The following is a 12,761-nucleotide window of genomic DNA, read 5'->3' on the forward strand; positions in this document are numbered from 1 at the left end:
AAATTCTCTTGCGACCGCTTTTTGACTCATGCAGACTTGTCTATACAAATTAAGCAGCGATTAAACATCCGGTTCGACGGTTTCCTCAATCAAAGGAGTTTCGACGTGAAAGTGAAGCGCTCAACGGCAGCAAAAGCATTGATCGGCGCCGTGCTCGGCGCCGCGGCGATTTTCGCGGCACCGGTGCAGGCCAAAGACTGGAAGACGGTGACGATCGCGCTCGAAGGCGGCTACGCGCCGTGGAATCTGACCTTGCCGGGCGGCAAGCTGGGCGGCTTCGAACCTGAACTGGTCGCCAACCTGTGCGAGCGCATCAAGCTGCAATGCAATCTGGTGGCGCAAGACTGGGACGGCATGATTCCCGGTTTGCAAGCGGGCAAGTTCGACGTCCTGATGGACGCGATCTCGATCACGCCGGAGCGTGAAAAGATCATCGCCTTCTCGAAGCCGTACGCCGCCACGCCCGCCACGTTCGCCGTCGCCGACGCGAAGGTGCTGCCGAAGGCGGCGCCGGGCGCCGGTGTCGTCAAGCTGTCGGGCGACCCGAAGGCCGACCAGCCGACCGTCGACGCGTTGCGCAAGCAGTTGAAGGGCAAGACCATTGGCATCCAGTCGGGCACGGTCTACACCAAGTTCATCAATGACGGCTTCAAGGACATCGCCACGATCCGCGTCTACAAGACCTCGCCTGAGCGCGATCTGGATCTGGCCAACGGCCGCATCGACGCCTCGTTCGACGACGTGACGTACTACGCCGCCAACATCGACAAGAAAGAAACCGCGTCGATCGTGATGGCCGGCCCGAAGATCGGCGGCCCGATCTGGGGGCCGGGCGAAGGCCTCGCGTTCCGCAAGCAGGACGCCGACCTGAAAGCGAAGTTCGACACCGCGATCAGCGCCGCGCTCGCCGACGGCACCGTCAAGAAGCTCTCCGACAAGTGGTTCAAAACCGACGTCACGCCTTGATTCGCCTTCACGTTAAGAGGTAACGGCAGGCGCGCGTGGCGACAACCTGCGCGCGCCGGCCGGTTCGATCCGCCGTAACGGATAAGAGGTAGGAAATGGCTCTGATACAGATGCTCGGCTTCGGGCCGGAAGGCTGGGGCGGCGTATTGCTGCTCGCGGCGTTGATGACGGTGGCGCTCACGCTCGCGGCGCTCGCGGTCGGCGCGGTGTTCGGCGCGCTGGTGGCGGCCGCCAAGCTGTCGCGCTTTCGCACGCTGCGCGTGATCGGCGATATCTACACCACGGTGTTTCGCGGCGTGCCTGAACTGCTCGTCATCTATCTGTTCTATTTCGGCGGTTCGACGCTCGTTACGACCGTCGGCCAGTGGTTCGGCGCGGAGGGCTTCGTCGGCGTGCCGCCGTTCGTGGTCGGCGCGCTGGCCGTGGGCATGATTTCGGGCGCCTATCAGGCCGAGGTATACCGCTCGGCCGTGCTGGCGGTGTCGCGCGGCGAACTCGAAGCCGCGCGCTCGATCGGCATGCCGACGCTGACCATGGCGCGCCGCATCCTGATTCCGCAAGTGCTGCGTTTCGCGTTGCCCGGTATCGGCAACGTATGGCAACTGAGCCTGAAGGACTCGGCGCTGATCTCGGTGACGGGGCTCGCCGAATTGCTGCGCACGAGTCAGGTGGCGGCGGGTTCCACGCATCAATACTTCACGTTCTTCGTCGTGGGCGGCGCGCTCTATCTGCTCATGACCAGCATCTCGAACCGCGTCTTCAACCGTGCCGAAGCGCACGTGGGCCGGTCCTTCAAGCGCAACTTCGCGCGTAACTGACAAGGGCGGCCATCATGCATTTCGACTTCGACTTTCTGTTCGACACGACCAGGCAATTGCTCGGGGCCGTGCCGACCACCCTCGGCCTGTTCTTCTGCTCGCTGATTCTCGGTGGCTTGCTCTCGCTCGTGATCGTCACGATGCGCGTGTCGCCGCACTGGCTGCCGAATCGCTTCGCGCGCGCTTATATCCTCGTGTTTCGCGGCTCGCCGCTGCTGATCCAGATGTTCCTCGTGTACTACGGCATGGGCCAGTTCGGCGTGATCCGCGAGAGCTTCCTCTGGCCGGTGTTGCGCGAGCCGTACATGTGCGCGGTCTTATCGCTCGCGCTATGCACGGCCGGCTATACCGCTGAGATTATTCGCGGCGGTTTGATGGCCGTGCCGGTCGGCCAGATCGAAGCCGGTTATTCGATCGGCCTGTCGGGCTTCGCGCTGCTGCGCCGCGTGATCGGCCCGATCGCCTTGCGCCAGTGTTTGCCCGCGTATTCGACTGAAGCGGTGCTGCTCGTCAAATCGACGGCGCTCGCGAGTCTCGTCACCGTGTGGGAAGTCACCGGCGTCGCGCAGCAGATCATTCAGCAAACCTATCGCACGACGGAAGTCTTCATCTGCGCCGCGCTGATCTACCTGTTCCTGAATTTCGTCATCGTGCGGCTGCTCGGCATGCTCGAAACGCGTCTGTCGCGCCATCTTCGCGCGGCGCGTCCGCAGGCCGCGGCGAACCGCCCGGTTTCCGCCACCACCGAAGCACGCCGCGCCGCGCCCTGAACGGCCGCCCATCCTGGATGAATCTGGAGAATCCCATGAACGCTACGGCACCCGTTGCACTGTCGGTCAAGAACATTCACAAATCGTTCGGCGATCACCACGTGCTCAAAGGCATTTCGCTCGACGCCCATCAGGGCGACGTGATCTCGATTCTCGGCGCGAGCGGTTCGGGCAAGAGCACGTTCCTGCGCTGTCTGAATCTGCTCGAAACGCCGGACGATGGTTCCGTCTCGCTCGCCGGCGAAGAGTTGAAAATGAAGCGTCGCGGCGACGGCAAACTGCAACCGAGCGACCGCCGCCAGGTGGACCGGGTGCGCTCGCAACTCGGCATGGTGTTTCAGAACTTCAACCTCTGGTCGCACATGACCGTGCTGGAAAATCTGATCGAAGGCCCGATGCGCGTGCAAAAGCGCAGCCGTGCCGAATCGGTGGAAGAGGCGGAAGCGCTGCTGGCGAAAGTCGGCCTCGCGGAAAAACGCGGCCACTATCCGGCGCATCTGTCGGGCGGTCAGCAACAACGCGTGGCGATTGCGCGCGCGTTGGCCATGCATCCGAAAGTGATGCTGTTCGACGAGCCGACCTCGGCGCTCGACCCCGAACTGGTGGGCGAAGTGCTGCGCGTGATGCGCTCGCTGGCCGAAGAGGGCCGCACCATGCTGGTGGTGACGCACGAGATGGGTTTCGCGCGCCATGTATCGAATCGCGTGATGTTCCTGCATCAGGGGCAAGTGGAAGCCGACGGCACGCCCGACGAAGTGTTCGTCGAATGCAAGTCCGATCGCTTCCGGCAATTCGTTTCGAGCCATCAGGACCGCACCACCAACTGATCAGCATCACCAGGTAATCTACCAAGCAGAGCACTGACATGGCCGTGATCCGTTCCAATCGTCCTCTCGACTGGGCTCAGGTGGCAGCGGTTGCCGCCGGCGAGCTGCTCGAACTTTCCGCCGACGCCCGCGCGCGCATCGCGGCGGCGCGCGTGCTGGTCGAACAGATCGTCGAGCGCGGGATTCGCGCGTATGGCGTGAATACCGGCGTCGGCGCGCTGTGCGATGTCGTCGTCTCGCCGGGCGAGCAGCGCACGCTGTCGCGCAACATTCTGATGAGCCACGCGGTCGGCGTCGGCGCGCCGCTCGGCGCCGCCGAAACGCGCGCGGTCATGGCCGCGGCCGTCAACAACTTCGCGCACGGACATTCGGGGATTCGCCTCGAAGTCGCGGACCAACTGGTGGCGCTGCTCAACGCGGATTGCCTGCCGGAAGTGCCGGCGTTCGGCTCGGTCGGGTATCTGAGTCATATGGCGCATATCGCGCTCGTTTGCATCGGCGAGGGCTACGCGCGCTATCGCGGCGAGCGGATCAAAGGGCGCGACGCGCTGCAGCGTCTCGGGCTCGAACCGCTCGTGCTCGAAGCCAAGGAAGGACTGAGTCTCGTCAACGGCACGCCGTGCGTCACGGGCCTCGCCGCGTTGGCGCTTTCGCGCGCCGAACGCCTGCTCGACTGGACCGATATGGTCGCCTCGATGAGCTTCGAGAATCTGCGTGGTCAGCTTGCCGCTTTCGACGAAGAGTCGCTGGCCTTGCGCATCTCGCCGGGCCTGAATCTGGTCGGCGGACGGATGCGCGCCGCGCTGGCCGATAGCGGCATTCTCGCGGCGGTGGTCGGCCAACGCACGCAAGACCCGCTGAGCATGCGGACCATTCCGCACGTGCACGGCGCCGCGCGCGACGTGCTCACCGCGACCGCCGACGTGGTCAATCGCGAACTCGCGTCGATCACCGACAACCCGATCGTCGCCGGCACGCCGGAGGAGCCGCGCGTGTATTCGCAGGCGCACGCAGTGGGCGCCTCGATCGCGCTGGCCATGGACAGCCTCGCCACCGCGATCGCACAAGTTGCCGCAATGGCCGAGCGGCGCCTCGACCGTCTTGTCAATCCGCTGGTGAGCGGCCTGCCGGCGTTTCTCGCGGAGCCGGGCGGCACCTGTTCCGGCTTCATGATCGCGCAGTACACGGCGGCGTCGCTGGTCGCGCAGAACCGGCGGCTCGCGCTGCCCGCGAGTCTCGACGGCGGCATCACCTCGGCCTTGCAGGAAGATCATCTGTGCCATGCCACGCCCGCCGCGTTAAAGGCGCTGGAAATCATCGACAACGCCGGGCGCATCGTCGCGATCGAATTGCTGGCGGCCGCGCAAGCCTACGACCTGCAAAGTATCGACGCGCCACGCGCGCCGCACACCGGCGCGCTCTGGCAGCGCGTGCGCCGCGTCGTGCCGACTTACCGCGACGACCGTCCGCTTGCGGACGACATGAGCGTGGCCTTTCGCATGATCGCCGACGAGGCGCCGCCACCGTTGCCGAACCCTGGTAAGATTGGCCCCCGGCCGCTCAGGTCCGCCGGCGGCGCGGACCTTGCGGCACCTGGCACGCTCGTAAATCTGGCGGCCGCGGGTCACGTGCGTGCGGCGGCGGGCGTCGCCGTCAACGACGGCCAGGCTGCCGCGCACATCGCATGACGCAGACGATGCCGGTGAGCGGGCTATCCGCCGGCAAGCCGGCCATGGTGTACCAACCAGGTACAACCGGCGTACCACCCACGAGGTCGGAGTGAACACAACTACAAGCACGCGAACCGCGGAGATGCAGGGCCGCCCTGATCGCAGCCAGGAGACACCGGCGAAAGCCATGCCGGCCTATGAACAGATCAAGCGCTATGTAATCAGGCGCATCAGCGAAGGGGACTGGAAACCCGGCGGACTGATTCCGTCCGAGACTGAACTGGTGAAGGAGTTCGGCGTCGCACGCATGACGGTGTCGCGCGCGTTGCGCGAATTGACTACCGAACGCGTGCTCACACGCGTGCAAGGTTCCGGCACGTTCGTCGCGCCGCAGCGCTACGAATCGACGGTGCTGGAGATCCGCAATATCGCCGACGAAATCGCCGCGCGCGGCCATCGCCATTCGGCACGCGTGCTGACGCTCGAACCGAGCGACGACCCGCAGGCGCTGGAAGCGCTCGGTCTCGCCAGCGGGCCGGCCTTTCATTCGTGCATCGTGCACAGCGAGGAGGGCGAGCCGATCCAGTACGAGGACCGCTACGTCAACCCGAAGGTGTTCCCGGATTATCTGAACCAGGATTTCACGATCGAGACGCCGAATCACTACATGGTGCGGCTCGCGCCGATTCAGCGCGCCGAGTTTCGCATCTATGCGCAGAAGCCTGACGCCTATGTGCGCCGGCATCTGCTGATGGATATCGGCGAGCCGTGTCTGCAACTCTGGCGCCGCACGTGGGTGGGCGACGACGTGGCGACGTCGGTGCAGTTGTGGCATCCGGCGTCGCGTTTTCATTTGGCGGGGAACGTCTAACGCGATTCAACACGCAACGCGTTTTCACCCCTGGCGTTGCGACAACTCCGGCGAGAAGCGGCAGCCGAGCCGGTAGCGCGACCCAGGGTGCACGAAACGCGCGAACGTGACTGCCACGCCGCTCGTCCACGTGCGGCGCATCAGGGTGAGGCAGGGTTCCTCGGCGCGAATTTCAAGCAGTTCCGCTTCGGCGCGCGTGGGCAGGCCGGCGTCGACCACGTGCTCGACGTCGTGCGCCGGTACGATCTCGAACAGATATTCCGACGGCCGCACCGCCGAAAAATCCTGCAGCAGAAAATCCGGCGCGATGGCCGGATTCACATAGCGATCTTCGAGCTGCACCGGCAAGCCGTTCTCGCGATGCACGCAAATCACATGAAATACCGAAGCGCCCGGCGCGAGGCCTAACGCATTCGACACCATCACGGACGCCGTCTCGCGTTGCGACAGGACCGTATCGCAGCGATATTCATGGCCGCGCGAGCGGATCTCGTCGCCGATATGGGCGATCATCAGCAGCGTGGATTGCGGCTTGCTTTGCGCGACGAAAGTGCCGACGCCCGAGACGCGCGTCACGAGTCCTTCTTCGGCAAGTTCGCGCAGCGCGCGGTTGACCGTCATGCGCGACACGCCAAGCGTCGCGACCAGATCGAGTTCCGACGGCAGACGGTCGCCCGCGCGGCGCTCGCCCGATTCGATGATCTGGCGGATATGGCTCTTGACCTGTTCGTAGCGCGCGGCAGGCGCGTCGGCCGCGGCGCGCGCGGCTTTCAGCGCCGGCGCGGAAAGCGGCTTGTCGTGAGCGCGGCTGCGGACTGTGGAGGACATGGCGGCTCTTGCGTCAGTGTCCGCATGAGGCAGGAAGAAGCCGGCGGCGTGCGTTCATAGCGGGAAGAAGCTGGCGGCGCGCGTTCATAGCGGCTGTGCGTCGTTGGGCCCACGCGTCCAGAATGCGTTGCGGTCGAAGTAGTTTTGCAGGAACTGCCGCAAGCGCGGTTGTCCCGCGTCGTGAAAGACATCGCGCGGTTTGCCTTGCACGGCGATCCGGCCTTGATCGATGAACATGACTTTGTCCGCCACCTGCGCGGCGAAGCCCATTTCGTGTGTGACCACCGCCATCGTCATGCCGTCGCGCGCGAGCTGTTTCATGACTTGCAGAACTTCGCCGACCAGTTCCGGATCGAGCGCCGAAGTAGGCTCGTCGAATAGCATGATGTGCGGTTCCATTGCCAGGGCTCGTGCGATCGCCACGCGCTGCTGCTGGCCGCCGGAAAGTTTGGCGGGATACGCGTCGCCCTTGTGCGCGAGGCCGACTGTGTCGAGCATCGCGTTGGCGCGGCGGCGCGCTTCGTCGCGCGACAGATGGCGCACACGCAGCAGCGATTCCATCACGTTGCCGAGCGCCGTCATATGCGGCCACAAGTTGAACTGCTGAAACACCATGCCGACGTTGCGCCGCACGCGATTGATTTCGCTTTGCGACGCGCGCACGCGTTTGCCGTTGCGCTCGCTGTAGCCGAGCAGTTCGCCTTCTATGCGCACGTCGCCCTGATCGTAGGTTTCGAGCGCGGCGAGACAGCGCAGCAGCGTGCTCTTGCCGGAGCCCGATGGCCCGATGATGCACACCACTTCCGAGCGCGCAATCTCGAGATCGACGCCGCGCAGCACTTCGACTTCGCCGAAGCGTTTGCGCAGGTCGCGCACTTCGATCAGCGGCGCACCGGACGAAAGTCCGACGCTGGCGGACGACGCGGAGGAGGGCATGTCGGCGATAGCGTTCATAAGAAAGTCCTCTTTCCGTTTATGCCATGAAGCGCGCGATGCGCGTTTCGGCCCACATGCCCGCGCGCGAAGTCAGTTCGACCAGCGCGAGATAGCACACGCACAGCACCAGCAGCGTTTCGACGAAAGCAAACGTGGCCGAGCCGATGCCGGTCAGCACGAACGTGAGTTCGGGCACGGTGACGATGGACAGCACGGCCGTTTCCTTGCTCAACACGATGATCAGATTGGTCAGCGCGGGCACGATCAGCACGAGCATTTGCGGCACCTGAATGCGCAGGACCGCTTGCCAGCGCGTGAGGCCGAGACACGAGGCCGCTTCGAGATGACCCGGCGGCACCGATTGAAAGCCGGAGCGAAACGCTTCGGCGAAATACGCGCTGCCGTAGAGGCCCAAACCGAGCACGCCGGCGGTCATCGGTTCGAGCGTGAGGCCGAAAGACGGGCCGCCGTAATACAGCAAAAAGAGTTGCACGAGAAACGGCGTGCCGCGAAACAGTTCGATATAGATGCGCAACACGCCGCGCACCCAGCGTCCGCAAAAGAGTTGCAGCACGGCAATCAGAAAGCCGATCAGGATGCCGATTGCGACGCCCGCGGCCCACGTGCCGAGCGTCGTGGCGAGGCCTGCGGCGATCGGCTGCAGGTTGTGGGTGATGACGGTGGGATCGAGCGTTTGCATGGCGTGATGTCGATGTCGGGCTCAGGCGTGCTGCAAGCGGTATTCGGCGGCGTGCGCGACGAGCGCGAGCGCGCCGCAGATCACGAAGTAGATCAGCCCGGCCGCGACGTACGCTTCCAGCGGACGGTACGTGCTGGCCGCAATGTTCTGCGCAGTGCGCGTCAACTCGGCCACGCCCACCACCGAGATCAGCGACGAAGCCTTGATCAGCAGCACCATTTCATTGACGAGCGAGGGCAGGGTCAACCGGAACGCTTGCGGCACGAGAATGCGGCGCAGCATGTCGAACGGCGAAAGCCCGAGCATGCGCGCGGCTTCGAGATGGCCTGGCGGAACGCTGAGAAAACCGCCGCGCAGGATCTCGGCGATATACGAGGCGGAGCATAACGACACAGCGCTGAGCGCCGCCACGATCGGCGACACGTTGATGCCCGCGAACGGCAACAGGTAGTACACGAGCAGCAACTGCACCAGCATCGGCACGCCGCGAAAGAAGAATACATAGGCGCCGCCGAACATGCGCGCCGCGCGGTTCGGCGAGAGGCGCGCCGCGCACACGCCGATCGCGACGAAGAAGCCGATCAGGAGACCCGTCAGCGAAATGCCGATGGTGGCGAGCGCCGCGTGCAGCAGCAGCGGCAAGCCCTGGAGGAAGACGGTCGTGCTGAACATAAGCGTCGCACTCGCTGGAACGGGGAGGGCGATGCGGGCGTTGAGGCGCCCGCATCGCGTGCATCAGGACATGTGTATCGACATCAGAGCGTCGATCAATAGTTCGGTGTGGGCATGGTGGTCGGCGCATCCATCGCCACACCGAACCATTTCTTCTGCAACGTGGCGAGGCGTCCGTCGTTGTGCATTTTCACGAGCGCGGCGTTGAACGCATCGGCGAGCGGTTTGCTGTCTGCGTCTTTACGCAGACAGTAGGCGAAGTACACCTTCGCGCCGAACGGCGGCTGCACCACGGCGAACGTTTCCGGGCGCTGCTTGGCCACGTACGCGATGTTCGTCATGGAGTTCGCGACCGCCGCGATCCGGCCGGCGGCAAGATCGGCGTAAGCCTGATTGTTGTCGACGTATTCGCGGATTTCAGGCGGCTTCGGCAACGTGGCGACGTAGGCTTTCAACTGGTCGAGTTGCGCCGAGCCCTTGCCCGCGCCGACCGTCTTACCGGCGATATCCGACGATTGTTTGACGGAGGTATCGTTCGCGCGTTTGAGCAGCGCGTCGGTGGCGTCCGCGACGGGTAGCGTGTACGTATAGCGCTCCATGCGCGCCTTGGTGACGGTGAGTGGGCCGCCCACCATGTCGAACTTGCCGGCTTCGAGACCCGGCAGCACGCTCGGCCACGGCAAGTCGATAAAGCGCACCTTTACGCCCATTTCCTTGCCGACTTCGGCGAACAGGTCCTTGTTGAAGCCTGCCTGCTGACCGTTTTCGAGGAAGTCGAAGGGCGCGAACTGCATCTCGGTGCCGACCACCAGTTCGCCGGCTTTCTTCACTTTGGCGAGCTGGTCTTCCGCGTGGGCGGAGACGCTTGCCGCGCACAACGCCAGCATGACCAAACGACACTTCCAGCCTGCAAGGATGCTCATGAGATTCTCCGGTTGGCAAAGCGGTGTCGCGCGAAAGTGCTGTATGAAACGAGTCCGGTGCGAACTCGGCGCGAGTCATGCGAGGCAGTATATACCGCAGTTTTCGCGCGAAATAAATAAACCGGCGAGTAGAGAGAAGCCCTTATGCGAAGCGCTGCGAAGCACCTTGCAGGTGTGCTTTTGGCGGTATATACAACTGCAATGCACGAGACGGGAAGGCGTCTTCCCGCAGACGCTTGAACCGCCATTTTCATCAGCCGATTCGGCCGATTCGGCCGATTCGGCCGATTGAGCCGATTGAGCCGATTGAGCCGATTGAGCCGATTGAGCCGATTGAGCCGATTGAGCCGATTGAGCCGCCCACCCAGGAGCAGCACGATGCCCGTGACCCGCATTCCGATCATCGATCTCGCCGGCGTTCGCGCGGGCGACCCGCAAGCTTTGCAGCGCGTGGCGCAAGAAATCCGTGAAGCGTGCACGACGATCGGCTTCTTCTACATCGTCAACCACGGCGTGCCGCAAGCCTCGATCGACGCCGCCGCGCAAGCGGCGCGGCGCTTCTTCGCGTTTCCGGTCGAGACCAAGCGGCGCGCGGCGGTCAATCAGCGGCATCGCGGTTTCAATGCGCTCGGCGACGCGACCATGTATCAGGCCAAACGTCCCGACTACAAGGAGTTCTTCAGCATCGGCCTCGAATTGCCGGAAGACGACCCCGACGTGCTGGCCGGCCAGGCGCTGCGCGGGCCGAATAACTGGCCGGACTTCATGCCGGAGCTGCGTCCCGCGCTGTATGGCTACTACGAGGCGGTCGCGGCATGCGGCGCCGATCTGCTGCGCGCGGTGGCGGTGAGCCTCGGCGTCGACGAACACTTCTTCGCGCCGCGTTACACCAAACGGATGCAGCGCACCCAGATGGTCTACTATCCGCCGCAGCCGCCCCAATCGGACGACGATCAGTTCGGCGTCGCGCCGCATACCGACTACGGCTGCATCACGCTGCTGTGGCAGGATCAGGTGGGCGGCCTGCAGGTGCGAGAAATTGCAAACGATACGTGGGTGGAAGCGCCGCCGGTCGATGGCAGCTTCGTGGTCAACGTCGGCGATCTGCTGGCGCGCTGGACCAACGATCGCTTCCGCTCCACCTTGCATCGTGTGATCAATGCATCGGGGCGCGAGCGCTATTCGATCGCGACGTTTTATGATCCGACTTACGGCGCGCTGGTCGATCCGCGTGATCTCGGTACCAGCGACGCCGATCTCAAGTATCAGTCGGTCGCCGCGGGCGACTATATTCTCGGGCGTATCAACGACTCGATGGGTTATCGGAAGAAACACGCCGTTCAAGGCGCGCAAGGAACCACCGCATGACAGACAACAGCACGGCGAATCAAGCCGCGCCGCTTTCGGCGACGCTCGACGCGCTGCGCGCCGTGCTCGGTGAAGACAGCGTACGCGTGGGCGAGCAGATCGGCGAACACGCCATGACGGACTGGACGCGCCATCAACCGACGCGACCCGCCGCCTTGCTGCTGCCGCGCACCACGGAAGAGGTCTCGCGCGCGCTCGCTATCTGCCACGCGGCTCATCAGCCGGTGGTGCCGCAAGGCGGCATGACCGGCCTCGCAGGCGGCGCGATTGCGCGCGCCACGGATATTGCGTTGTCGCTCGAACGGTTCGTCGGTGTCGAGGAGGTCGATAGTGCGTCGGCCACACTGACCGTGCGCGCCGGCACCACGTTGCAAACCGCGCAGGAAGCCGCCGCTGAGGCCGGCTTCGAGCTCGCTCTCGATCTCGGCGCGCGCGGGTCCTGCCAGATCGGCGGCAATCTCGCGACCAACGCGGGCGGCAACCGGGTGATCCAGTCGGGCACCGCACGCGATCAGGTGCTCGGTCTTGAGGTCGTGCTCGCCAATGGCGACGTGCTGACGTCGCTCGGCAAGATGGTCAAGAACAATACCGGCTATGACCTGAAGCACTGGTTCATCGGCTCGGAGGGCACGCTCGGCGTGATCACGCGCGCGGTATTGCGATTGCATCCACAACGCGCGGCGCGTCATACGGCGCTGGTCGCGCTCGACGGCTACGATGCCGCCGTGAGCCTGCTGCGCCGTTTGACGACACGCTTCGGCAACGACATCGGCGCGTTCGAAATCATGTGGCCGGACTTCTACGACTTCGGCGTGAATCTGACCGGCACGCGCTCGCCGTTCGCCGATTCGCATCCGCTCTATGCACTGATCGAACACGCCAGCTTCGATTCGGCCGACGACGGCGAGCGTTTCTCCGCCGCGCTGACCGAAGCGCTCGACGCGGACGCGATCCGGGACGCGGTGATCGCGCAGTCGGTGGCCGACGTGCGCGCGCTATGGGCGATTCGCGAATGCACCGCGGAGTTTCCGGTGCGGCTCGATGCGATCAACTTCGACGTGAGCCTGCCGATCGGCGAGATCGGCGTCTTCGTGGACCGCTGCCGTGCGGCGCTCGATCAGCGCTGGCCGGGCAACGCGTCGTATTTCTTCGGGCATATCGGCGATTCGAATCTGCATGTCACCGTGGACGGCCATTCGATTCCCGGCGTCGATCATCATGCGGTGTACGCGTTTGTCTATGACATGCTCGGACCGCTGCACGGTTCGGTGTCGGCGGAACACGGTATTGGTTTGCTCAAGCGCGAGTTCCTGCCGATCTCGCGCTCGCCGGCGGAATTGGCGGCAATGGCCGCGATCAAACATGCGCTCGACCCGCACGGCATTCTGAATCCGGGCAAGCTGTTCTGAGCG

13 protein-coding genes are annotated in these 12,761 nt (G+C 64.4%); 8 read left to right on the forward strand and 5 right to left on the reverse strand.

Annotated elements, in window-relative coordinates; genetic code table 11:
* The first annotated feature begins 105 nt into the window (after window positions 1–105).
* The 6 genes from B0G82_RS32235 to hutC (B0G82_RS32260) all read left to right on the forward strand — a co-directional run bounded on the left by B0G82_RS32235 (window position 106) and on the right by hutC (B0G82_RS32260) (window position 5,922).
* A complete protein-coding gene (locus B0G82_RS32235; protein ID WP_106280530.1) occupies window positions 106–966 on the forward strand; it encodes a transporter substrate-binding domain-containing protein in 861 nt (286 codons plus the stop codon).
* Between the two features lie 95 nt (window positions 967–1,061).
* Window positions 1,062–1,784 (forward strand): ABC transporter permease subunit, encoded by a 723-nt coding sequence (locus tag B0G82_RS32240; protein WP_106280532.1) that lies wholly within the window; start codon window positions 1,062–1,064, stop codon window positions 1,782–1,784.
* A gap of 14 nt (window positions 1,785–1,798) precedes the next feature.
* On the forward strand, window positions 1,799–2,554 hold the full coding sequence (locus B0G82_RS32245) for an ABC transporter permease subunit (RefSeq protein WP_121310244.1): 756 nt from the start codon (window positions 1,799–1,801) through the stop codon (window positions 2,552–2,554).
* A 35-nt stretch (window positions 2,555–2,589) separates the two neighbouring features.
* Window positions 2,590–3,381, forward strand: a complete 792-nt coding sequence (locus tag B0G82_RS32250; RefSeq protein ID WP_012426714.1) for an ATP-binding cassette domain-containing protein — start codon at window positions 2,590–2,592, stop codon at window positions 3,379–3,381.
* 38 nt (window positions 3,382–3,419) lie between these two features.
* Window positions 3,420–5,069 carry a histidine ammonia-lyase gene (gene hutH / locus B0G82_RS32255; protein ID WP_121310245.1) on the forward strand — a complete coding sequence of 550 codons (1,650 nt, stop codon included), beginning with the start codon at window positions 3,420–3,422 and terminating at the stop codon, window positions 5,067–5,069.
* Between the two features lie 124 nt (window positions 5,070–5,193).
* Window positions 5,194–5,922, forward strand: a complete 729-nt coding sequence (gene hutC / locus B0G82_RS32260) for a histidine utilization repressor (protein ID WP_181196532.1) — start codon at window positions 5,194–5,196, stop codon at window positions 5,920–5,922.
* A 24-nt stretch (window positions 5,923–5,946) separates the two neighbouring features.
* Here hutC (B0G82_RS32260) and hutC (B0G82_RS32265) read toward each other — a convergent pair whose 3' ends face one another.
* From hutC (B0G82_RS32265) to B0G82_RS32285, 5 genes are all read right to left on the reverse strand, one after another.
* The gene (gene hutC / locus B0G82_RS32265) at window positions 5,947–6,750 is read right to left on the reverse strand and encodes a histidine utilization repressor (RefSeq protein WP_121310246.1); all 804 of its coding nucleotides are present in this window, start codon (window positions 6,748–6,750) and stop codon (window positions 5,947–5,949) included.
* 84 nt (window positions 6,751–6,834) lie between these two features.
* Entirely contained in the window at window positions 6,835–7,704 is an 870-nt protein-coding gene (locus B0G82_RS32270) for an amino acid ABC transporter ATP-binding protein (protein ID WP_121310247.1), read from the reverse strand.
* A gap of 19 nt (window positions 7,705–7,723) precedes the next feature.
* Window positions 7,724–8,386 carry an amino acid ABC transporter permease gene (locus B0G82_RS32275; protein ID WP_121310248.1) on the reverse strand — a complete coding sequence of 221 codons (663 nt, stop codon included), beginning with the start codon at window positions 8,384–8,386 and terminating at the stop codon, window positions 7,724–7,726.
* 21 nt (window positions 8,387–8,407) lie between these two features.
* A complete protein-coding gene (locus B0G82_RS32280) occupies window positions 8,408–9,058 on the reverse strand; it encodes an amino acid ABC transporter permease (RefSeq protein ID WP_106280544.1) in 651 nt (216 codons plus the stop codon).
* Between the two features lie 95 nt (window positions 9,059–9,153).
* On the reverse strand, window positions 9,154–9,981 hold the full coding sequence (locus B0G82_RS32285; protein WP_121310249.1) for a transporter substrate-binding domain-containing protein: 828 nt from the start codon (window positions 9,979–9,981) through the stop codon (window positions 9,154–9,156).
* Window positions 9,982–10,359: 378 nt separating this feature from the next.
* On the opposite strand from B0G82_RS32285, the gene B0G82_RS32295 reads away from it, so the two are divergent.
* Both B0G82_RS32295 and B0G82_RS32300 read left to right on the forward strand, forming a co-directional pair.
* Window positions 10,360–11,349, forward strand: a complete 990-nt coding sequence (locus B0G82_RS32295) for a 2-oxoglutarate and iron-dependent oxygenase domain-containing protein (RefSeq protein WP_121310250.1) — start codon at window positions 10,360–10,362, stop codon at window positions 11,347–11,349.
* Window positions 11,346–12,758, forward strand: a complete 1,413-nt coding sequence (locus B0G82_RS32300) for an FAD-binding oxidoreductase (protein ID WP_121310251.1) — start codon at window positions 11,346–11,348, stop codon at window positions 12,756–12,758. The genes B0G82_RS32295 and B0G82_RS32300 overlap by 4 nt, the downstream gene beginning before the upstream one ends.
* Window positions 12,759–12,761 lie beyond the last annotated feature (3 nt).

It is taken from the genome of Paraburkholderia sp. BL17N1 (genome assembly GCF_003634175.1).
Lineage (GTDB): Bacteria > Pseudomonadota > Gammaproteobacteria > Burkholderiales > Burkholderiaceae > Paraburkholderia.